This is a genomic window from Oceanobacillus picturae (assembly GCF_000612865.1).
Taxonomy (GTDB): Bacteria; Bacillota; Bacilli; order Bacillales; family Amphibacillaceae; genus Oceanobacillus_B; species Oceanobacillus_B jordanicus.
The window spans coordinates 337,580-360,641 of record NZ_CCAX010000002.1 but is presented as its reverse complement, the minus strand read 5'-3'; the positions used below and the strand labels follow the sequence as shown (position 1 = coordinate 360,641).

The window sequence follows — 23,062 nt, the reverse complement described above, 5'->3', positions numbered from 1 at the left end:
CCGTTTACTCCCGCTTAAACATCTCCGTTTTACTATATGTTTTGAAGTGGGAGTCTTACGGACGGTTGCACTGCGATAAAAACTTCAAGAAGAGGAATGTAACAATTCCTCTCCCTTTTACATTTAGGCTAAGTTCAGTATGAGCAAAGCGTAAACGCGTTATAAGGATCTTTTTCCCTTGCTAAAAGTCCTTCATTTATTTGCTGAAAGGATCGATTACATGACAAAAAGACACATCGAGACACAACTGGTGCAGCTGGGTAATCATAGCGACAAAAAAACTGGTGCCGTAAACCCGCCAATTTATTTATCAACAGCTTACCAACACCAAGGGCTTAACATGACCACTGGGTACGACTACACCAGGACAAAAAATCCAACTCGATCCATTCTTGAGGAAGGGATTGCAAACTTGGAAGCAGGAGATAGCGGGTATGCCTGCAGTTCGGGAATGGCTGCCATTCAACTAGTCTTATCCCTTTTCCGCTCAGGAGATGAGATTATTGCGCCAGAGGATCTATATGGAGGAACCTATCGTTTACTTCAGCATTATGCCCATACCTATAATATCCGAACTACTTATGTCGCATTTAACAATTATGATGAAACGGAACAAGTAGTTACAGAGAATACCAAGGCGTTATTTATCGAAACGCCAACAAACCCATTAATGCAGAAAATTGATATTCAACAATATGCGACTCTTGCCAAGAAACACAACCTCTTATTAATAGTAGATAATACGTTCTTAACTCCTTATCTACAACGTCCACTGGAATTGGGTGCTGACATTGTTATCCACAGTGCAACCAAATACATTGGCGGACACAACGACGTACTAGCTGGCTTGGTTGTTGCAAACGGAACTACGATTTGTGAAAAATTGTCCGCGTTACATAATGCTTCTGGCGCTATCTTGTCTCCTTTTGATTCATGGTTATTGATCAGGGGTTTAAAAACCCTTGCTTTAAGAATGAGACAACATGAGGAAAATGCAAAGAAAGTTGCTGCGTATTTAGCAAATGAACCGTCGGTAACGGATGTACTTTACCCTGGTTATGGGGGGATGCTTTCTTTTCGCTTAAAAGAAAGTAAATGGATTGGAGCATTTTTGGAAAATCTGCAGTTAATCACCTTCGCCGAAAGTCTAGGAGGAATCGAAAGCTTTATAACCTATCCCGCCACACAAACTCACGCTGACATTCCAGTTGAAGAACGAACACGTCGAGGTATTTGTGATCGGTTGTTACGATTTTCAGTGGGGATTGAAGAAGCGGAAGATATTATTGGAGACCTGAGGCATGTGTTTTCAATATTGGAGGAGTAGATGTATCAAAAATTGATGAAGGTTCAACTTGATTGAGTTTAGTAATTGAGCCCCCTTAGGGCATAGCTTATATCTATCTGTCTAACTTGTGTAGCTTGTCTAGGGGGACGTTGAAACAAATGCTCTTCCCTTTACCCATATTTCTTCTGGTGTTCTTTTTTTAATTTTAGATAATCCTTGTCCTCTCGCGCTATCTTCCATTTCCGCTGAAAAATGGCGGCCGATTCCGCCTTCTCTGGGTCAATTTGTCTCTTGTTAATCTTGCCGTTGTCATCATATTTCTTCCCGCCTTTGTAATTCGTGTACCGGCGGGCTCGTGTATACCCCATTTGAAGAAATTTCCTTGCCATATCCATACCGATTAAATCTTCTTTATCCTTATAATCAAGAAACATTTGATAGATTTTATCGGAGGACTCTTTCGCAATCTCAGGTGTTTTGAACCGCCAATGCTTTAATATTTCACTCTTATAAGGCTCCACCAGCAGCACACCTTGTTCTCCCCTACCAACCCTGTACAGTTCGGGATTCTTGCGAAAATCTATATTATCGAAGTCCAAATCATAGTTGAAAGCCATATATGTCACCCTTTTTTAATAAAGGTGTACCCTTGGATATCTTTTTGTATGCATACACCATAATAATAAAGGCTCGATAGTTAAGACTCTGGACTAAGAACGATTTAACAGTCTAATAGATGAGGGGAATTTCCTCATTCCTTATTTTTCTACATTCTAAGTCAAATGTTTATAGCAAAACACTAATGACATTTCAAATGTGAAAAACAAAAGGCGCTAACTTGGAAGTTAGCGCCTTTTGTATTACTTCGTATATTGTTGCTTTTCATCAATCTTTTGTTCTCTAGCTAGTTCACGGCTTACTAATGGCGCTGTCCAAAATGTAGTTAACATGAGTAAAGAAACCGGAACAGCAGTAACCACAATGAATGATTGTAATGACCCAACACTATCTTCTCCAAGCGTAATAAGAACCGTAGCGACAAGCCCCATGAGAATTGCCCAAACTACACGTAAATATTTTGCTGGATCTCCATGACCAGTAATTGCCATCGATATGGTTAATGACATGGAATCTGTTGTCGTTAGTACAAAAACGATAGTTGCCAAGAGAAACAAGAAACCGAAAATTGTACCGAAGGGCAGTTGTTCTGCAATTGCAATCATTGCTGCTGGAGGTCCAGCACTATTTAAAGCATCAGAGACAGAGCCAGGGTTTTTCATTTCCGAAAAGATTCCTGTTCCCCCAACAACGGTAAACCAAAATGTTGTGACCACTGGAGCGATTACTGCAACAGCAGTTACTAGCTCACGAATTGTTCGGCCACGAGATATACGACTTACAAACATAGCCATCATCGGTCCATATCCGATAAACCAAGCAAAGAAAAAAATGGTCCATATTCCAAGCCAAGCTCCATCACCTCGGAAAGTGTTTAACTTGAGAAATTCCTGTACATACAAACCAAATGATTGTACATATGAATCGAAAATAAATAATGCTGGTCCCAGAATAAGAACACCGATCATTAAAACAACTGCAAGAATAATATTATAGCTACTTAAAATTTGAATACCCTTATGAATCCCTGTAGCAGCGGAAGTGCCAGCTGCAAGAACAATTACTGCAACAATAAGACACTGCATGAGTAAATTATTTGGAATACCAAACAAAGCATTTAATCCATAACCAGCTTGCAAACCGAGAAACCCAATTGGACCAATTGTACCGGCTGCTACAGATACAATCGAAAAGGCATCAACAAATGTTCCAAGTGCACTATTCTTCATAATTTTATCCCCAAAAATCGGATAAAGTAGGGACCGAGGCTTTAATGGTGCATTTCTATGATAATGGGAATACATTAGCACAATCGTTCCTAATGTACCCAGGATTGCCCAGGAAACAAAGCCCCAATCGACAAAACTTGTTGTAAGTGCTGGTACTACTGCCTCACTCGTTCCTGGCTCAACCCCAGAGAAATGTGGAGGAACAGTTAAAAAGTGACTTAATGGCTCGGCAGCTGCCCAGAAAACGCCACCTGCTGCGAGTAGCGTACACATAATAATGGAAATCCATTTAAAAGTTCCAATCTCTGGTTTTTCTAGCTTTCCTAGACGTATCTTACCAAACTTGGAGAAACCAAGAATTAAGGCAATTAATACAGTTCCAACCATTAGAACTTGATAAATGGATCCAAAATAAGTTACTGACCAATTAAACATTGTATTAACTACATCCGTAACCATTTCTTTATTTATTAATGCTAAAATAACAAAGGCAAGTAATGCCCCTCCACTCAGAAATAGCACCGGTTTATCTATACTTTGATTTTGTTTCTCTATATTTTTCAAAATCTGCTCCTTTCAATTCCATAAAAAAATTACATAGCTGATCTAAACTTCAACCTTTAATCAGTTGTATGTAAGGTTTAGTTTTACATCTATAATTTAGCCACAGCGTAAAATAATACATTTTAAGTTATTGTGTGTCAAGTTCTAGTTATTATAACCTAATCGGATGGTGTTGCATGACTTACATCATGCCGCTCGCCACCTTGAATAATAAGAAAAGACTGTGCGCCAACCTATTCAGTTATTCCACCACCTACTTCCTGAGTAAAATTATTAAAAAAACCGAGGAAATTGGTGAGACCTAAATGAATAAAAAAAGAGGAAAAAGCACCCCCTTGAATCGTATATAAATTAAAACGACGTTATAGACACTTTTATCATGGGGGAAAGTTAAAACGTTTACTCAGAAAAATGAAATGTAATTAAGAAGGAGTCATCAGGGGAATATACAAATCAACAGATTGTAATAAACCACAAGCAGACAGAACGTTATTTACTCTAGAAAAAAGAGGATTATGATATGATGGGGGAATTAAAGTAAAGGTATTATTAATGGGAGATAGATTCAGTGAAACTAGGAATTTTTAATAATCTCTGTACTAAAATTAAAACTAGAAAAAACATATTAAACAGAAGGGAGAAACAACGTTTGAATAAACATGTTGTATTTTTCGATGCTGAATGCCCTTTATGCCGTACAGTGAAGGCGGTACTGAAAAGACTAGACTGGAATGACACCATTTTCTGGTACCCTGTTCAGGAAGTAAGTGAATCAATAAAAGAGAGAGTCAATAACTATAAAAATATGTATGACGAAATCTATATGTATACAAAAGACAAACGGGTTCTGACAGGTTTTAATTCCGTCCGTAAAATTCTTTCTTTACTTCCAGCCACTACCCCTTTCGCTTTATTACTCTATCTACCGTTCGTTCAAATTATCGGTGATCCTGCGTACCGTTTTATTTCAACTCGTCGTTATAAATGGTTTGGGAGAGTGCCATATAATAAGCAATCGGAGTAAAACGTGGCAATGTCACAATACGTGAAAAAGATCCTGGTTATTGTTAAGGATTGAGTATTCTTTGAATAGGATTTCTTCCACTTATCTATAAATGTTTTTAACGCTTCCATAGCCTACGCTTTATCTTCTTTTATTTCCACATATCCAAAGGGACAGCTTTGCTTTTTAAAATAAGAGCATGCCGTCCCCCCTGTTTTTTATTTAATTCGTCGTAATTATTTTCTTTAGTTCGCTACTTAGCTTATTGATTTCTGCAATTGCTGTATTGATATCTGAAATCAATTGATGTTCACTTTCAAGTGTTGCAGCTATTTCTTGTGTAGAAGAAGTATTCTCTTCTGCAATGTTTGCTATTGTTTCAATTTGCAATTGTATATCTTTGAAATTGTTCGTTGATGATTGAATTTCATTCATTCCCATCGATAGCTCATCATTTGTGTATTGGAAGGAATCTTTTATTTCTTTGAAATAAGAAGCAATCTCATCTAATACTTTCTGTCCTTCCGTAAAAGCTGTTTCCCCTTTGTTCGACTTCTCTTGTGCACTTTTAGATTTTTGGAATAAATCTTGGGTTACATTTTCAATATCTAATGTTATATTTGCGCTTTGTTCTGCTAACTTACGCACCTCATCTGCTACGACTGCAAAACCTTTTCCATGCTCACCAGCACGCGCAGATTCAATAGCAGCATTTAATGCTAATAGATTCGTTTGCTCCGCAATGTCCTTAATTCCTTGTAAGAGGGAATTAACTGTTTCTAAGCTCGTTTGTAAATCATTTACTGTAGTAGCAGTGGTACTTATGGCAGTATTTACAGTCGACATGTAACTGTTTACTTGATTAAATTTCTCCCAGCCTTCTTGAACCTTTTTATTCATAGTATCCGATTTGTCCACAATAGCTTGTGATATGGAAATGGATTTATTCGCTCGATCTACCGAATCCCCCATTGATTCACTAACTGAACTAATGCTATTAGCCTCTTCTTGTATTCCAGTCGCCATTTGCTCAACTGATTCTTTGATCAGATGACTAGAATCATAGATTGTTGTAATATTGTTATTTAAATGATCGATGTTATCATCTAGTGTGTTCGTATTTTTTTCTATTTTCTGAAGCGTTTCTTTTAATTGCTTTGTTAAATGCTGTGCTTCCATTTCCTTCTGATACGATGCATCAATTAATTCTCTTCCCCATTTGGTTAACAAGTACAAAGCAACCAAAATCCCATTAATTAAAGCAATTACCGTAATAAAACCTTTAAAGTTATGATCGATACCGAATATTTCTTCGGGTACCATCAAGTACGTGGCAATTATCGCTACATTAACAAAAACAGCAAAGATAAGTATAAGTTTTTCATTAAAATAAAGTGCAATCATTGCAATAGACAATAATATAATATAGTGCTTATTTAATGCAAAACCATCCGAATAAAATAGAGCGATTGTAACTAAAAACGGTAATAAAGCGAAGATTAAACCTTTTACATATGGAGGTAGTGGTACGTAATAATTAATTAAAGAGAGAATAACAACCAATGTACCCGCAACCACGATACCTACACTATCACTAAAACCTCTGGAAAATACAATCGGTATAACTAAAAGTAACACTATTGAAGTCAATAAAAATAAATTAACCTTATGAACCCTTTGTGTATTATAAGTATCTTGTTGTCCCATCCCAATCCCCTTACTATCATATTTGCAATCTCTTCTACTATCTTATATCGGCTATAAAATGGAAATGTTTAGTTGATATTCAATATATATGCATTAAATTTGGATATAGAGTATACTTTATAATGCTATTACAGCTTAGAGGAGGGATTTAATGAGAATAGCAATTATGGGAGCTGGTTCCCTAGGCACTATTATCGGAGCCTATCTTTCAAAAAGGAACGAAACTGTTGAACTTATTGATGTCAACAAAGAACATGTTGATGCTTTAAATCGATCTGGTGCAACAATTACAGGAACCGTTACGGAAACTATTGGAGTAAAAGCAATTACTCCAGAACAAATGGAAGGAACTTATGATTTAGTCCTTTTATTAACGAAGCAACTATATAATGGGGAAGTTCTATCTAATCTTCAACCTTATTTAAGTGAGGATAGTACCATTCTTTCCTTACAGAATGGTGTCCCGGAAGAGTCGCTTGCTGCTATTTTAGGCAAGGATAAAGTGATCGGTGGGTCCGTTGAGTTTGGAGCAACATGGGTTAAACCTGGTGTATCCGAATTAACAACAGCTGTTGATGCATTCAAAGCAAACGCTTTTCAAATCGGTGAATTAGATGGAACCATTACCGAGCGCATTAACAAAATAAAAGAAGTTCTTGATTTAGTAGGTAATACAACGATCTCTACTAATCTTGTAGGAACGAAGTGGGCAAAACTCTTAGTCAATGTTGCTATGAGTGGATTGTCTACTGCTTTAGGTTGTACATATGGAGATGTTCTTAATAATGAAGATGCTGTAACAAGCGCCGTAATGTTAGCAGATGAAACACTTAAAGTTGGGATCGCATCAGGTGTTGAATTTGAAGAACTTGCTGGATTTAATTTAGCTATCTTTAAACTGGAGGAAAACAAAATCAATCTAGCCCAAGCAATCGGTTTTGCAAAGAAAGCATTTGGACCACAAGCCTTACTCAAAGCAAGTATGTTACAAGACCTCGAAAAGCAACGAAAAACTGAGATAGACTATATTAATGGGGTCGTCTCATCCAAAGGCAAAGAAACCGATATCGACACGCCATTTAATGATCTACTAGTACGTTTAGTGAAGAAAGCTGAAACCGAAAAGGTTATTCCAAACTTTGAAGAAAACCTTTCCTATTTCAAAGAGTTACTGTAAAAACATATAACTCTACAAGCAGAACACTAGTCTATGCTAGTGTTCTATTTTTTTCCCTTAGTTAAGGAATCATATATTTATATTTTTCATTACTATCCCGATATAATAAATGAAATTTTTTACAGACTGAAGGAGTGAATGTTCATGACGATTGATGAATTACAACTGAAAACATTACAAAGGAAAAATAGAATTATTTTAATCATGTTGATCATAACAGTAGTTTTAGGTGTAGTAGTAGAAATAGGCATGAATAAACCGCTTGAACTCATATTAGCGATCGCAATTGGTGGGCTTATTTTATGTGGTACCATTGCCTATTTGCTCAAAACAAAAAAATTAACGAAGCAAATCGGGTATCTCGCGATCATCGGATTAGCAGCTATTTTAGGGAGTATTATTTTTATCAGCCCATCTGAAAATAACCTATCTCTACTCTATTTCCTACTAATTAGTTCCGCCTTTTATATGAATTTAGCAATTTTTATTATCGGAACTGCTTTAGCGGTTAGTTTATTACTTTTCGCCTTTTCTATTAATGGAGCTATTTATTCTTCTGATCTTACCACCTATCTATTCTTGTTTTCTCTATCTGTACTCGTTCTTGTCTTCCAAACGAAAGTTATGGGCAGATTGGAGAAAGATCTTGGTAGTATGAAGGCTGAGGCTGAAGAACAGTTACACAAAGAAACGCAGCAACGGATCGTTATTGAAGATAATTCAAGCGTTATTGCAGACAACATGGAACAAGTAAAGTCACAGTCCGATTTAGAAAAACAAACAATCGAAGAAGTAAATATCTCAATACAAGAAATTGTTGCCGGAACCCAATCACAAGGAAATTCAATCAATGATATTATGACTGCAATGGAAAGCACTGCAAAGCAAGTTGTGTCCATGAATAAACGGGTACAAGAAACGAATCGTTTTACGAGTAATATAACTGGACGAATTGATGAAGGCAGTACTCAGTCAGCAGTGCTAAATAATAATATGCAAGACTTCAAGGAATTCATTGAAATCTTGAAGAAAGATATGAATCAATTAAGTAAAAATATTGAGTCCTCGTTAACAGCAATTGAGGCCATACAAGGAATTTCCGATCAAACCAACCTCCTTGCTCTAAATGCCTCTATTGAAGCAGCCAGAGCCGGAGAAGCAGGTAGAGGTTTTTCCGTTGTTGCGGATGAAATTCGTAAACTAGCAGAAGGGTCGAAACAAACTACAGAGCAAATTTCCACCATGTTAAATCAAGTGCATGACAACAATCAGGAAACGCAAAAACAAATGAATGTTGTATCAAGTAGAATGGATGAAAATATTGAAGAAACCATACGGAATAGATCTATTTTCCAATCGATCCAAGACTCCATTAATCAACTTCAACAAGAAATCCAAAGTTTCACATCTGTAACGGGAAATATTGACCAAGATACTCGAAACATTGAAGCATCCGTAAACGAGTTTGCTTCTGTTTTAGAACAAACCTCCGCTTCTCTGGAAGAGATATCCGCAAGTATTCAGTTGCAAACAGAAAATAAGGAACAACTTACGCATCTAGTGCAAGAAACGAATAATGCTACCAAAAATCTTTCTGATCTTTTTAATAGAGAGTAGTAGAAGTAGGAGTAAAAGTAACAGGGCAGTATTGCTAAGAGTTAGAAACCGGACAAAAATGTCCGGTTTTTTTCTGCCTCTAGTACGATTCTTTAATAATATAAAAAGACTATTATGGAAATAGTTCGCTATGAAGGGATATATACGCATGCATAAATAACATGAAAAAGGGCGCTTTCGACAAAGTTAAAACTTTGTACGAAAACGCCCTTTATAACATCAATAAAAAATAAGTGTGACTTTGTTGTGACTTTATCGAGTTCTGGGTGGTGTATAAGTCTCTTAAATCCTTCTGTATAAGGATTATAAGATAAAACTTACATCATGCCGCCCATGCCACCCATGCCGCCCATGTCTGGCATTCCGCCACCAGCAGCGCCGCCGTTTTCTTCTGGTTTGTCAGCGACAACAGCTTCGGTAGTTAGGAACATTGCTGCTACAGATGCTGCATTTTGCAATGCTGAACGAGTTACTTTAGTAGGATCTACGATACCTGCATCTACCATGTTTACCCATTCTCCTGTTGCTGCATTGTAACCAACGCCAACTTTTTCGCCTTTAAGACGTTCTACGATGATAGAACCTTCTAGTCCAGCGTTGTGAGCGATTTGACGAACTGGCTCTTCCATAGCACGACGTACGATGTTAGCACCAGTAGCTTCGTCTCCTTCAAGGCTTAATTCACTTACTTTGTTGTAGATATTTACAAGTGCAGTACCACCACCTGCAACAATACCTTCTTCAACTGCTGCACGTGTAGAGTTTAATGCATCTTCAATGCGTAGTTTACGCTCTTTTAATTCTGTTTCTGTTGCAGCACCAACTTTGATTACTGCTACACCGCCAGCTAATTTAGCTAGACGTTCTTGTAATTTTTCTTTATCGAACTCAGAAGTAGACTCTTCAGCTTGTGCACGGATTTGTGCTACACGGGAAGAGATTGCTTCAGGGTTACCTGAACCTTCTACCACTGTAGTGTTTTCTTTTGTTACAACAACTTTAGAAGCGCGACCTAATTGCTCAATTGTAGCACTCTTAAGGTCTAGACCTAGATCTTCTGTGATCACTTCTGCGCCAGTAAGTGTTGCGATGTCTTCAAGCATTGCTTTACGACGGTCACCGAATCCTGGAGCTTTTACAGCTACAGCATTGAATGTTCCACGTAGTTTGTTTACTACTAATGTAGCAAGTGCTTCGCCTTCAACATCTTCAGCAATCAATAGAAGTGGCTTACCTTGTTGAACAACTTGCTCAAGTACTGGTAATACTTCTTGAATGTTGCCGATTTTCTTATCTGTGATTAAGATATATGGATCTTCGAGAACTGCTTCCATTTTATCTTGGTCTGTAACCATGTATGGAGAAGCATATCCACGGTCAAATTGCATACCTTCTACTACTTCAAGCTCTGTGTTGAATCCTTTAGATTCTTCAATTGTGATAACACCATCGTTACCAACGCGCTCCATAGCTTCTGCAATTAGGTTTCCTACTTCTTCGTTTCCAGAAGAAATAGCAGCAACCTGTGCAATGGATTCTTTGCTTTCGATTGGATTAGAGATAGCTTTTAGTTCGTTAACAGCTACTTCTACTGCTTTTTCAATACCGCGACGAACGCCTACTGGGTTAGCACCAGATGCTACGTTTTTAAGTCCTTCACGGATCATTGCTTGTGCAAGAACTGTTGCAGTAGTCGTACCATCACCAGCAACGTCATTTGTTTTAGAAGCTACTTCAGAAACAAGCTGTGCACCCATGTTTTCGAACTGATCTTCTAATTCAATTTCTTTTGCGATCGTTACACCATCATTTGTGATTAGTGGAGAACCAAATTTTTTATCTAGAACGACGTTACGCCCTTTTGGTCCTAAAGTAACTTTTACAGCATCTGCTAATGTATCAACACCACGAAGCATCGCGCGACGTGCGTCTTCACTAAATTTAATTTCTTTAGCCATTGATAAAGCCCTCCTTGATTATTATCTATTTTCAATACATATGAATTATGTGAATGTACTTATACGGCCCGCTTAGCTAACTACAGCTAAAATGTCGTTTTCGCGAAGAATTAAGTATTCTGTGCCTTCATATTTAACTTCTGTACCGGCAAACTTTGAGAAAATGATACGGTCGCCTTCTGCTACTTCTAGCGCGACTTTTTCTCCATTTTCTGTTACGCGACCAGAACCTACAGCAACAACCTTACCTTCTTGTGGTTTTTCTTTTGCAGAATCTGGAAGTACGATACCGCTTGCAGTTTTTTCTTCCTGTTCAACAAGCTCGATGACAACACGATCTCCTAGTGGTTTAATCATGTAGAAAGCCTCCTTAATTCTAAATATGTTTTTTTGTGTTAGCACTCTACATAACCGAGTGCTAATTCCAATTAATATGATAAATAAATTGTTAAAAAAATGCAAGCATTGAACTCACGAATTTAAGATTTTTTGTTTATATCGGGAGAAGTGCTTCTGTTATAACCTCGTACTAATTTATGATAGAATACTTAATGAATGCAAATAATATTCTACTAGTCCATTAAATACGCACATATATTATAAATAACACTACATGTTCGCTAAAGGAGTCGTTGTATTTTGCCAAAACGTTATTGGTGGGTCATTATCTCTTACATCATTATGCAGTTCTCAGGGATCCTGATGGCCCCGCTTTTGCTTGTTACATTTGAAATTACAAGGTATCAGGCAGTCACCTATTGGGCAATTATTAGCTTTATACTAGGTTTAATCGTTGTACTGTTGCTTTTAAGAAAAGACATGCAAATGACACGAAGCCACGAAGCTTCTCGTGTTGGAGTTGCGGTGGCCTGGTCGATAATTGGTGTGTTTATGGCCTACTTCTCCCAAGGAATTGCAGCTATGCTGGAAATGCAAATCTTTGGAATTGACCCAGGATCCGAGAACACGCAAAATATTATGAATATCGCTCGGGCTACTCCTTTATTTCTCCTAGTCCCAGCAATTATCGCACCAGTACTCGAAGAAATAATCTTTCGAAAGATTATTTTTGGGCAACTTTACATGAGAACAAACTTTTTTATCGCAGCATTAATTTCCGCCTTCATTTTCGGTATCATCCACGGAGAGCCACAGCATATTCTAGTGTACGGTTCAATGGGTCTTGTGTTTGCTTTTCTTTATGTAAAAACGAAGCGCATATTAGTTCCTATCTTTGTACATGCAGCAATGAACTCAATTGTTGTCCTGCTGCAATACAATCTGACACCAGAAGATATCGAGAGAATGCAAAAGCAATTACAGGACTTGCAAGCGATTATCTTTGGATTCTAGGTGAAAGATTACCACGTTGGAGGTTTACCCATGAAAATTTCACCAAAAACAATGGCCGCCATTTACTTTGTAATGGGAGTGTTTTTTATCTACATTGCCATTCTTAGCGCACAGGACACAATTTGGAATATCACCACAATGGTTCTGGCGCTGTTTGCCACCCTTGAATTTGGTGTAAGTATACGATTAATCAGTTTACATTTTCGCATTAAAAAGAATAAAAAGGAGTAGCATGTAGAATGCTGCTCCTTTTGTATGGTTGCGATTTATTTTACGTTCTTTAGTTTATCTAACCAATCCTCTTTATTCTCAATCATTTTTTCCATCGTCGTGTAACGAATAACATAAAGGTGGCCATCTTTACTAAAGGCACGCGCTACTTCTTCCTGATCATATTGTGTGCTATCGTCCGTTACACTAAACTCGTAGATAACCTCCTGATCCGTTTCTTCCAGCCGATTAAATTCCAGTTCTCCGTCTATCATACTCGTTAAATTCGTTTCCATCGCTTCAACAAACGTGGTAATACCGCCATTAGCCGCTGCATCTGGGAAAACGTGAACCGTTAATAGCTCTGTATAATTCTCAAACGTTTCACCATTAATAAGAAATTCTGCAATTCCTTCTCCTTGGGCTTCATTATAATTGCCAAGCACCCATTTTTCGCTATCAAAAGGCATTTCCAATGAAGTGATCAAATCAGCATACTGCCCTTCCATCGCAACATCTTCAGCTGCTCCTTCTTCTATCTCTTCACCGTTTTCATCGAGTGGAATGGTTTCTTTTACTTCTGATCCATAAATCTTCCATACCCCGTCCTCAGGTTTCAATGTATGAACACCCTTCGTAAGGTTATTCTGGTATTCTGGTCCATCTACTTTCATGGAAGTCTGTGTATAAGCGACTCGTGCTTCTTCTTCCGATTTCTCTTCAACAGCTAGGTCAGACAACTGCATATCCAATGTGTAAGCAGATACCTGGTCTAATAAGTCTTTTGTACTGTTGTAGGCAGGGGATTCGCTATGTATGGTTTCCATATGGGCATCTATGTCTTGATCCATCATAGACTGAATATTCACCTCTAGCACCTCAAACAATTCATCATCTTCCGGAACAGCCTCTTCCTCTGGCTCTTCCGCCGCTTCTGTTTCTTCTTCTTTTTCTTTCTCATCACTTGGTTCTTCACTGCTCGTTGACTCAGAGCACGCACTAAGGAATAAAGCAATAATAAGTACTGTTATAAGAACTATAAATTTTTTCATATTTCCTTACCTCCTAAAGTTAAGTTATCCTGCAACAGCAAACCAGTCATAATCATACCTCATTACTAAGTGAATAGACAGATGTCTTATTCCCTAAATAATTTTCTGATAAAACAGGTATTTTTGACTATTTTTTTAAAAATGTAGTTTGTTTAATACAAGGTGTGGGAGTGCATGCTGGATTGGAAGCGGTGTTTGATTGATTGGGAGGCTCTTCTGGTTGATTGGAAGGTACTTCTGGTTGATTGCGAAGATCCTCTAATCGATTGGATCGCTATTTTCGTTGATTGCGACGCTCCTCTAATCGATTGGATCGCTCTTCTCGTTGATTGCGACGATCATGTCATCGATTAGATCGCTCTTCTCGTTGATTGCAACGCTCTTGTCATCGATTAAATCGCTCTTCTGATTGATTAGAACAGCCCTGATCTTCTCTTTTTCTATTCATCTGCCAAACTCCCTAGTCAGACAAAGTAAAAAGCCCTTCAAAATCGAAGGGCTTTGCCAACATGACTTTATTCTTCTATTTCTTCTATCTCTTCCGATACAAGTGGATAATGTTTTAGGAAATACACTAATGCTTGCAGTTCTACTGCGAGATCAATGTGGTGAACACGAATATGGCTAGGTACCGATATTCTGGCTGGGGTGAAGTTGAGTATACCCGTGATGCCATGCTCAACAAGCCGATCTGTGATCCCGTCTGCTTCACTCGCTGGAATGGTCAAAATGGCGACCTTAATCCCATTAAGCTTTTCTTCCATATCCTTAATGTGATAAATAGGAACCCCACCAATAGTAGAGCCAACCTTGTTTTCATCTGCATCAAATGCCATTTGGATCTTTATATTATTATTTTTCATAAAGTTATAATGCAAGAATGCGGTACCAAGATTACCAACACCAATTAAGGCAACATCGGTTAACTCGTCTTGGTCCAAGGTTTTCCTGAAGAAACCAAGCAAATATTCAACATTGTATCCATACCCCTTCTTACCAAGCGCACCAAAGTAGGAGAAGTCTCTGCGTATCGTGGCGGAATCTACTTTTACTGCTTCACTTAGTTCCTTGGAAGAGACACGTTTTTTACCTTGGTGATTTAAGTTATTAAGAAAGCGGTAATATAATGGCAATCGTTTAGCAGTCGCTTGTGGTATTTTATTTTGATCCATCGTTATTCCTTCTTTCGGTACAGTAATTATGTATTAAAACTATCTTTCACAGAGCAAGGCATTGCCCACTCTGCTAAAAATGCTATGTTTTATGGTAAAATTGGTCTATTTTTCATTTCTCTCTCCCTCTATTTTAGCAGAAACTTCATAATAAGTCGTGATTCTTTTCACAATTCATTATGAAATTTTTTACAGCATCTTGTATTTTACTGATGTGTCTAGGTAAGGTAAACTAAGAGAGATGAGGTGACAGAGATGATACTTATGCAGGTTAATGGCATTTCAAAAGCCTTCGGAGCGGATGAAATACTATCAAATATAAAATTAGAAGTAAAAGAGAACGACAGAATCGCGCTAGTAGGTAGAAATGGTGCTGGTAAATCCACGCTTTTAAAGATCATGGCCGGTGAATTAACATATGATAGCGGGGAACTTTTTAAACCAAAGGATTTGAGCCTTGGTTATCTTTCCCAGCATACTGCTCTCGACTCCAACCTAACTATATGGGATGAGATGCTAGGTGTGTTTTCTGAACTAGTAAGCAAGGAAGAAGAAATTCGCAAGCTTGAAAACCAAATGGCGGATACAGCAAGTTTAACTGAAACCGCTTATCAAAAATTACTACATGATTATGATCAATTACAGCAGGTGTATCAACAAAGTGGTGGATATACCTATGAAGCGGATATTAAAGCAGTTCTGACAGGGCTACATTTTCAAGATTATGATTATAGTACACCGATTACAGAGCTGAGTGGTGGCCAAAAAACACGCCTTGCTTTAGGTAAGCTATTGCTCACCAAACCACAACTCCTTATTCTAGATGAGCCGACAAACCATTTAGATATTGATACACTTGGATGGCTTGAAAACTATTTAGTCAGCTACCCAGGGGCAGTTGTAATTGTCTCCCATGATAGATACTTCTTGGACAAAACAGTATCGATTGTTTACGAAATCTCTCGACACAGAACAAAGAAGTACCATGGAAGCTATAGTAAATTCCTTGATCAAAAGGCCTTGGATTATGAGAAGGACTTAAAGGAATTTGAGAAACAACAGTCTGAAATCAAAAAGCTTGAAGACTTCGTGCAGCGAAATATTGTACGAGCTTCTACCACGAAACGAGCACAAAGCAGAAGAAAGCAACTGGAGAAAATAGAAAGATTGGATAGGCCTCAAGGCGATGAATCCTCCGCTTCGTTTTCTTTCCAAATTAACCGACGCAGTGGGAATGATGTATTAAAAATAGATCAGCTTGCTTTTGGTTATGGTGATGCAACCGAAAACATCTTTGAAGACGTTAAACTTCATGTGAATAGAGGCGAAAGAATTGCCTTGGTCGGACCAAACGGGGTCGGTAAAACGACGTTACTAAAGGCCATCATGGGCAAACTCACCCCTAACGGTGGCAACATTCAAATCGGAACAAATGTGCAAATTGGTTATTATGATCAGGAACAGGCCAATCTTACTTCTTCCAAGACTGTACTATTAGAATTGTGGGATGAATATCCGACCGAAAATGAAAAAGATATCCGCACGATTCTTGGAAATTTCCTTTTTTCTGGGGATGATGTGTTGAAGCCTGTAAGTGCTCTTAGTGGTGGAGAAAAGGCACGGCTTGCCCTAGCTAAGCTAATGATGCAGAAAGCTAATTTGCTCATCCTAGATGAACCGACAAACCATCTCGATATAGACAGTAAAGAGGTACTTGAGGCAGCTCTTCTCGATTTTCCGGGTACCATTGTTTTTGTATCGCATGACCGATATTTCATAAATAAAATTACGGATCAGGTAGCCGAAATGCAGCGGGATGGTATCACCATATATTTGGGCGATTATGACTATTATATCGAGAAGAAAGAAGAAGAAGCCGAGCTCAAAAGACTACAGCAAACAGAAGAAGTATTTAAAAAAGCCGACCAGCGTAAACGTGACTTCAAAATGGAGAAACAGCTTCAAAGTCAGCGACGAAAGAAAGAACGGCGGATTCAAGAATTAGAAACGATTATTGAGCAATATGAGTTAGAGATTGAAAAGCTAGAAGAAAAAATGACAGGGCCTGAAGTATATCAAGACCATGAGAAGGCACTCGCTCTAACAGAAGAAACAAGCAATCTAAAACAAAAAGTAGAAGGATTTATGGAAGAATGGACAGCCTTACAAGAAGAAGCGTAATAGTTAAACATAACAAAACCCGCATGCAATCATGCGGGTTTTGTTCTATTTGAAAAGATAATCATTCTGTATGGAATGCTCTACAGCCACTCTGTACACAAGCCCTAATCCGATCATTGTGGATAACACAGAACTACCACCATAACTTATCAACAGGAGCGGGATCCCTGTGATCGGCATTATCCCCAAATTCATTCCAACATTTTGGAAGACGTGGACAAGTAGAATGCTCATAAATCCAAAACAAACATATGAACCAAAAGGAGAATGTTTAAACATACTTAACCCAAGCGTAACTAGTTTATATAGCAACATAAAGTAAAGAAAAATGACCAATGCACTACCAATAAACCCAAAGCTTTCTCCTATGACGGAAAAGATGAAATCCGTCTGTGCTTCTGGTGTGGCAACCTGCAAACTACCAATTCCTTTACCAAATAACTGTCCAGAACCAAGTGCCATATGAGCCCGGTCAAAGTTGAAGGTCGCATCTGGTGATTGCTGATCTGGATTAAACCACGTCATAATTCGGTCAATCTGATATGCATTACTACTTCCGACTATTTCTTTTGCTATGTCCGGGAATCTTACGATAAATCCAAGCACAACCCCAATTAAAGAAGATATCCCCAAAATAAGAGAACCGATAATTTTCCAGCTAATACCTGACAAAATGATCAACATTCCACAGACAAATAAATATACCATTGCTGTTCCAAAGTCAGGTTGCAGCATAATCAGCATGACTGGAAGTGCTGTTAAACCAAGAATTTTAAACAACAATAAAAAATCACTTTTGAGATTGCTCGCAGCGTACTTTTCCTTGTGCTTACTAATTACTGCGGCTGTGTATAACACTGTTGTCATTTTTGCAAATTCTCCTGGCTGTAAGGATAAACCAGGCAAGGTAAACCAACTTTTTGCCCCATTTACGGGTTTGGCAATACTTTCAGGACTAACAAGGAGAATCGCAAGTACTAAAAGGCCAGTTAGGTATATGAAAATACTTGCCTTATACAATTGATCCAGATCAAAATACTGTATTGCTGCAATAATACAAATACCAATCGTGAACCAGACTATCTGTTTCAATACAAAGTTTTCATCGTATTGCTCCAATTGCTGTGCATTGTATACTGCAAGCAGACTCACCGAAACAAATAAGATAAACAATGTAATAAGGTCATTCTGTATATAAAAGGATTGTTTTTTGGACATCTTCCATTCACCAAATTTCCATTTTGCTTAATCAAACGATTGATTTAAATCTTCTTAACATATCCACAGGTTCTATTTCTTCATAAGTGCGAAAACAAAGGTTGTCAACACAGTTATGCACATTATCCACAAACAAGTTATAAGTTATCCACTATTTTTATCCCCAGATAACACCTTTGTAAACCGTTTTCTTCATAGGTTACCCACAGTCTTGTGCATAACTGTGGATACTTTTTATTCTAATATAAGAGATGGGTTAGCATTTAAATCCCAAGAAGCCCTTTTCCCTTGTTCATAAGCGATCGTGCCTGCTGCCGCAATCATGGCTGCATTATCGGTACAAAGCTTTAAAGGAGGAATGAGTAGCGGGACTTCCGTATCCGCAAAGGCATCTTTCAACGCATTACGTAAACCACTATTCGCTGCCACACCACCTGCTACTATTACTTGTTTTACTTTATATTCTTTTGCAGCACGCAATGTCTTGGAAACAAGTACGTCTACTACACTTGATTGAAAGCTAGCAGCAATATCTTGACTCTTTAATTCCTCTCCACGCTGGCTTGCATTGTGAATTGTGTTAATCACTGATGACTTCAAGCCACTAAAGCTAAAGTCATAGCTACCTTCTTCAAGCCAAGCTCGAGGGAAATTAATGTTGGCTTCCCCTTCTGCTGCAAGTCGATCTATTTGTGGTCCGCCAGGGTACGGTAAACTTAACATTCTAGCAACCTTATCATAAGCTTCTCCTGCCGCATCGTCCCTCGTTTCACCGATGACTTCATAGCTACCATGTTCTTTCATCAGTACTAGCTCCGTGTGCCCCCCTGACACGATAAGAGCTAATAGCGGAAATTGGAATTCCGTCTCCAGACGATTTGCATAAATATGACCAGCAATATGGTGAACACCGACGAGTGGCTTTTGTTTAGCAAAAGCCACAGCCTTTGCCGTGTTTACTCCGATCAGTAAGGCACCAACAAGACCCGGGCCTTCCGTCACGGCAATTGCATCTATTTCATCCCATGTGAGCTTTGCTTGTGTAAAGGCCTCTTCAAGCACGAGTGTCATTTGTTCCACATGGTGTCTTGAAGCGATTTCTGGAACCACACCGCCAAAGCGTTTATGGCTTTCAATTTGTGATGCTACCACATTGGAGACAATCGTAGTTCCATTTTTCACGATAGCAACTGCTGTTTCATCACAGCTGGTTTCTATTCCTAATATAATCGTATCATTTTTCATAATATATTCACCCACATAACGATGGCATCTTCCTGATTGTCTGTATAATAATTTTTTCTTATTCCACCAGGTACCAACCCAAATTTGCGATATAATTTTTGTGCGGGAATATTCGATTCACGTACTTCAAGCGAAAGACGTGTCGCCCCTATTAGCTTAACTTGTAAAAGCATATATTGAAATAGCTTTTCTCCAAGTTTGTTACCTCTTAATTCTGGCATAATCGCAATATTCGTTACTTGAGCATCCTCCAAGACAACCCAAGTACCCACATACCCGACAATCCTTCCATTCCATTCTATCACATAATAATAGGCATATTGATTATCAACAATTTCCTGGTAAAAGATATCCGTAGTCCATGGCGTGGTAAAAGATACTCTTTCAACTTCCATGACTTGATCGACGTCAGCTATCTCCATTTTTCGTATCGTTATCTCACTCATTATTCTGCTGTTCCTTCTGTTGCTTTAACCACTTTGCCTCCGCTTCAGCAAGACGAAGATAATTTGGAGTCAGTGCATGAGTTGGCTCTGCCTGCTTTCTTGTTCCAGCTAACACTAAATGGCTGGCATCTGCTACTTGGTAGGCTAACTCTGGTATCACAGCCTGCTTCCCAAGCTGTGTGTTGATTGCTTCCATGTAAATATCGATATCCGGACTTAAAAATAATACGGGTTTATCTTCTTTCGCAAGACTTTCTAGCAAATCCGCCATTAAAAGATTTTCTTCCTTGTATACGACTTCAGGCTGCCCATTTTTCCATTCATAGACTGCTGAATAGACTAATCCGCGTCGCGCATCAAAGAAGGGACAGATATAACCATTAAAGAATCTTCCTTGATATGCCAAGACTTCCAAGCTAGAAACACCTATTACTGGAATTTCTAATGCCCAAGCCATAGATTTCGCTGTTGCGAGACCAATGCGTACACCAGTATACGAACCAGGCCCCTTAGCCACAACGATTTGATCAAGCTCATCAGGCGTTATGGAGACATCCCTCATAAGCTGATCTATAGCAGGCATTAAGCGCACGGAATGATTCTTGGCTAAATTCGTTTTCATTTCTCCAATAGGTTTATTATCCTTTACGATGGCGATCCCCAACACTTGATTAGAAGTATCAATTGCAAGTATATTCATTCACGTTACTCCTCATGTTTTCAGTACTCGAAGGTTCTTTAAATGCTAATTACAGATCTCGTAATATCCCTTCGAAGTGCGTACCATATGCTTTAAATTGTATCGTTCTACTTTCCTCACCTGCGTATTGAATTTCAATTTCCAATCTCTCTTCAGGTAAGAATTCATTGATAAATTGCGCCCATTCTACCACACAGATCCCATCACCGTTAAAATATTCATCAAACCCAATATCTTCTTCAGAGTTTTCCAGTCGATATACGTCCATATGATATAGGGGAAGTTCACCCTGATATTCTTTAATAATGGTGAATGTTGGGCTACTTACATGCCGCTTAACACCAAGCCCGTTTGCTAGGCCTTTCGTAAACGTCGTTTTTCCAGCACCTAATTCGCCTTCTAATGTAACCACATCTCCTGGTTTTAATAGGACGGCTAATTGTGCTGCAACCTGTCTTGTTTCTACTTCTGTATGAACCTTTATTTGGTGTGTTTCCATTGATTCACCTACTTTAGATGTGTATAACCATTTTTATCTAAACGCGTTTTTCTATTATCTTTTATTACGTAAACAGAAGGCTCTTTTTCCGCTTCTGATACAAAACCTATTTTAGTTAACTGGGTACCTGTATCATTCGCAATTCTTGCTAGAGCATCCCAGTTTTCTTCAGCTACTGTTCCTAAAAGCTCAAAGTCTTCCCCACCAAAGTACTTCCATTCTTGCTGAAAGGATGGTGGGAACTGTTGGAAGTCGTCGCTTACAGGAATGGTCTCATCATATAACGTAATCGTAACATCGGAGGCTTCGGCAATTTCATTTGCCTCATTTCCTATTCCGTCACTTACATCATTTAACGTGATCCGGTCAATGCCTGCTAGAGAAACAGCAAAAGTGGATCGGGGAGATGGCATTTGGTGCCTTTTTACAAAGTAAGATGAATTGATATAAGAACTGGTTTTATCTGTTAAAATATGCAATCCAGCTCGTGCATCTCCTAGTGTTCCTGTTACAAAAACATGGTCTCCTGGTTGAGCTGTGTGACGAAATCGAGCCATGCCCTTCTCTACTAAGCCAATAACTGTAATAGAAATAGACAGCTCTGAACCAGATACTGTATCCCCACCAATAAGATCCATATGATCATATCTTGCTAATTCTTTCATTCCGGAAAAGATTTCTTCTACTTCTTTTAAAGTCCATGTTTTAGAAATTACTACAGAAACAAGATAAAATGCTGGCCTTGCTCCCATTGCTGCTAAATCACTAATGTTTGCAGCAAGGGCTCTATAACCTGTTTGAAATGGAGACATAGTCTCTCTACTGAAGTGTATTCCTTCTACAAAAGTATCGACTGCCGTTACGATATCCTTTTCACTTCTAAATACAGCAGCATCGTCGCCAATTCCTTTTACTAAGGATGGCTGTTTATAACTAATCTGTTTAATTGAATTTATAAAAGAGAATTCATCCAACTTTTATCACCATTTCCCAACTAATATACAATCCTAATGATAGCAAAAAAAGAGGGAATTGAAAAAGAATAGTAGGTATTTTTATTAGAGTCTCTATCTATCGTTAACAATATATTTATTTATTATTAAAACATTAAAAAACACATGATGCTCTTAATGAGTTCATGTGTACGAAGTTTTATAAGTATGGCGGTCCGGACGGGACTCGAACCCGCGACCTCCTGCGTGACAGGCAGGCATTCTAACCAACTGAACTACCGGACCAAAATGTTTATATTTGTTTCACTTTAAAATAAATTTGGTTGCGGGGGCAGGATTTGAACCTACGACCTTTGGGTTATGAGCCCAACGAGCTACCAGACTGCTCCACCCCGCGATGTGAGTAAAATATTCAATTTTTATGGTTACCTCTATTGAATAGTAGAAATATATCTTAGGGCCTGGCGGCGTCCTACTCTTGCAGGGGCAAAGCCCCAACTACCATCGGCGCTGGAGAACTTAACTTCTGTGTTCGGCATGAGAACAGGTGTGACCTCTCCGCTATTACTACCAGACCTCGGTTTGAAACCGAATCTTTAGGTGTACTTGTACCTTGAAAACTAAATAAGAGTAACAACGACATCAAGAAAATGTTAGTTAAGTCCTCGATCTATTAGTATCCGTCAGCTCCACGTACGGGATTCGAACCCGTGTTACCGCCGTGAAAGGGCGGTGTCTTAACCGCTTGACCAACGGGCCAGATTATTTATTATAATAGTGGCGGAGAGCGAGGGATTCGAACCCTCGAGGCCGCGGTAACGGCCTACACGATTTCCAATCGTGCTCCTTCGGCCACTCGGACAGCTCTCCAA

Annotated in this window: 20 protein-coding genes, 3 tRNA genes and 1 rRNA gene; 7 read left to right on the top strand and 17 right to left on the bottom strand. The window is 38.6% G+C overall.

All coding sequences use genetic code 11. From position 1 onward, the window contains the following. The first annotated feature begins 220 nt into the window (after positions 1-220). Entirely contained in the window at positions 221-1,327 is a 1,107-nt protein-coding gene (locus tag BN988_RS12910; protein ID WP_036577529.1) for a methionine biosynthesis PLP-dependent protein, read from the top strand. A gap of 131 nt (positions 1,328-1,458) precedes the next feature. Here BN988_RS12910 and BN988_RS12905 read toward each other — a convergent pair whose 3' ends face one another. Both BN988_RS12905 and BN988_RS12900 read right to left on the bottom strand, forming a co-directional pair. Continuing rightward, a complete protein-coding gene (locus tag BN988_RS12905; protein ID WP_036577194.1) occupies positions 1,459-1,905 on the bottom strand; it encodes a DUF4385 domain-containing protein in 447 nt (148 codons plus the stop codon). Between the two features lie 243 nt (positions 1,906-2,148). Continuing rightward, complete coding sequence (locus tag BN988_RS12900; RefSeq protein WP_036577193.1) at positions 2,149-3,699, bottom strand: BCCT family transporter; 1,551 nt, start codon at positions 3,697-3,699, stop codon at positions 2,149-2,151. A 649-nt stretch (positions 3,700-4,348) separates the two neighbouring features. On the opposite strand from BN988_RS12900, the gene BN988_RS12895 reads away from it, so the two are divergent. Continuing rightward, positions 4,349-4,723, top strand: a complete 375-nt coding sequence (locus BN988_RS12895; protein WP_036577527.1) for a thiol-disulfide oxidoreductase DCC family protein — start codon at positions 4,349-4,351, stop codon at positions 4,721-4,723. A gap of 201 nt (positions 4,724-4,924) precedes the next feature. Here BN988_RS12895 and BN988_RS12890 read toward each other — a convergent pair whose 3' ends face one another. After that, the gene (locus BN988_RS12890) at positions 4,925-6,409 is read right to left on the bottom strand and encodes a methyl-accepting chemotaxis protein (RefSeq protein WP_036577192.1); all 1,485 of its coding nucleotides are present in this window, start codon (positions 6,407-6,409) and stop codon (positions 4,925-4,927) included. A gap of 151 nt (positions 6,410-6,560) precedes the next feature. Here BN988_RS12890 and BN988_RS12885 point away from each other — a divergent pair, with 151 nt between their 5' ends. Further along, positions 6,561-7,586, top strand: a complete 1,026-nt coding sequence (locus BN988_RS12885) for a ketopantoate reductase family protein (protein ID WP_036577191.1) — start codon at positions 6,561-6,563, stop codon at positions 7,584-7,586. Between the two features lie 144 nt (positions 7,587-7,730). Continuing rightward, positions 7,731-9,203, top strand: a complete 1,473-nt coding sequence (locus BN988_RS12880; protein ID WP_036577190.1) for a methyl-accepting chemotaxis protein — start codon at positions 7,731-7,733, stop codon at positions 9,201-9,203. A gap of 317 nt (positions 9,204-9,520) precedes the next feature. Here BN988_RS12880 and groL read toward each other — a convergent pair whose 3' ends face one another. Together groL and groES are read right to left on the bottom strand one after the other, a co-directional pair. Then, positions 9,521-11,161, bottom strand: coding sequence for a chaperonin GroEL (groL, locus tag BN988_RS12875; RefSeq protein WP_036577189.1), 1,641 nt, complete (start codon positions 11,159-11,161; stop codon positions 9,521-9,523). 72 nt (positions 11,162-11,233) lie between these two features. Next, positions 11,234-11,518, bottom strand: a complete 285-nt coding sequence (gene groES / locus BN988_RS12870) for a co-chaperone GroES (RefSeq protein ID WP_036577188.1) — start codon at positions 11,516-11,518, stop codon at positions 11,234-11,236. A gap of 282 nt (positions 11,519-11,800) precedes the next feature. Between groES and BN988_RS12865 the strand changes: the two genes are divergently transcribed. Then, positions 11,801-12,514 carry a CPBP family intramembrane glutamic endopeptidase gene (locus tag BN988_RS12865; protein ID WP_036577187.1) on the top strand — a complete coding sequence of 238 codons (714 nt, stop codon included), beginning with the start codon at positions 11,801-11,803 and terminating at the stop codon, positions 12,512-12,514. A gap of 30 nt (positions 12,515-12,544) precedes the next feature. Further along, on the top strand, positions 12,545-12,745 hold the full coding sequence (locus BN988_RS12860; RefSeq protein ID WP_036577186.1) for a YdiK family protein: 201 nt from the start codon (positions 12,545-12,547) through the stop codon (positions 12,743-12,745). 35 nt (positions 12,746-12,780) lie between these two features. Here the strand turns inward: BN988_RS12860 and BN988_RS12855 are convergent, their stop codons facing one another. Further along, complete coding sequence (locus BN988_RS12855; protein WP_036577185.1) at positions 12,781-13,776, bottom strand: hypothetical protein; 996 nt, start codon at positions 13,774-13,776, stop codon at positions 12,781-12,783. A 515-nt stretch (positions 13,777-14,291) separates the two neighbouring features. Continuing rightward, positions 14,292-14,948, bottom strand: a complete 657-nt coding sequence (locus BN988_RS12845) for a redox-sensing transcriptional repressor Rex (protein WP_036577183.1) — start codon at positions 14,946-14,948, stop codon at positions 14,292-14,294. A gap of 255 nt (positions 14,949-15,203) precedes the next feature. On the opposite strand from BN988_RS12845, the gene BN988_RS12840 reads away from it, so the two are divergent. Then, entirely contained in the window at positions 15,204-17,129 is a 1,926-nt protein-coding gene (locus tag BN988_RS12840; RefSeq protein WP_036577182.1) for an ABC-F family ATP-binding cassette domain-containing protein, read from the top strand. Between the two features lie 45 nt (positions 17,130-17,174). On the opposite strand, the gene BN988_RS12835 is transcribed toward BN988_RS12840, so the two are convergent. The 10 genes from BN988_RS12835 to BN988_RS12785 all read right to left on the bottom strand — a co-directional run bounded on the left by BN988_RS12835 (position 17,175) and on the right by BN988_RS12785 (position 23,060). After that, the gene (locus BN988_RS12835; RefSeq protein WP_036577181.1) at positions 17,175-18,347 is read right to left on the bottom strand and encodes an FtsW/RodA/SpoVE family cell cycle protein; all 1,173 of its coding nucleotides are present in this window, start codon (positions 18,345-18,347) and stop codon (positions 17,175-17,177) included. A 234-nt stretch (positions 18,348-18,581) separates the two neighbouring features. Then, complete coding sequence (gene tsaD / locus BN988_RS12830; RefSeq protein WP_036577180.1) at positions 18,582-19,592, bottom strand: tRNA (adenosine(37)-N6)-threonylcarbamoyltransferase complex transferase subunit TsaD; 1,011 nt, start codon at positions 19,590-19,592, stop codon at positions 18,582-18,584. Next, the gene (gene rimI, locus BN988_RS12825) at positions 19,589-20,041 is read right to left on the bottom strand and encodes a ribosomal protein S18-alanine N-acetyltransferase (protein WP_036577179.1); all 453 of its coding nucleotides are present in this window, start codon (positions 20,039-20,041) and stop codon (positions 19,589-19,591) included. The genes tsaD and rimI overlap by 4 nt, the downstream gene beginning before the upstream one ends. Further along, complete coding sequence (gene tsaB, locus BN988_RS12820) at positions 20,031-20,738, bottom strand: tRNA (adenosine(37)-N6)-threonylcarbamoyltransferase complex dimerization subunit type 1 TsaB (RefSeq protein WP_036577178.1); 708 nt, start codon at positions 20,736-20,738, stop codon at positions 20,031-20,033. Before tsaB ends, rimI begins: the two co-directional genes overlap by 11 nt. A gap of 49 nt (positions 20,739-20,787) precedes the next feature. Beyond that, a complete protein-coding gene (gene tsaE, locus BN988_RS12815; protein WP_036577177.1) occupies positions 20,788-21,237 on the bottom strand; it encodes a tRNA (adenosine(37)-N6)-threonylcarbamoyltransferase complex ATPase subunit type 1 TsaE in 450 nt (149 codons plus the stop codon). Positions 21,238-21,245: 8 nt separating this feature from the next. Next, a complete protein-coding gene (gene thiL, locus BN988_RS12810; protein ID WP_036577176.1) occupies positions 21,246-22,211 on the bottom strand; it encodes a thiamine-phosphate kinase in 966 nt (321 codons plus the stop codon). Positions 22,212-22,398: 187 nt separating this feature from the next. Then, positions 22,399-22,475: transfer RNA gene (locus tag BN988_RS12805), tRNA-Asp, on the bottom strand. A 35-nt stretch (positions 22,476-22,510) separates the two neighbouring features. Beyond that, positions 22,511-22,587 (bottom strand) — tRNA-Met (locus BN988_RS12800). Positions 22,588-22,649: 62 nt separating this feature from the next. Beyond that, positions 22,650-22,765, bottom strand: a 5S ribosomal RNA gene (gene rrf / locus BN988_RS12795). A gap of 203 nt (positions 22,766-22,968) precedes the next feature. After that, positions 22,969-23,060 (bottom strand) — tRNA-Ser (locus BN988_RS12785). Between the last annotated feature and the right edge of the window lie 2 nt (positions 23,061-23,062).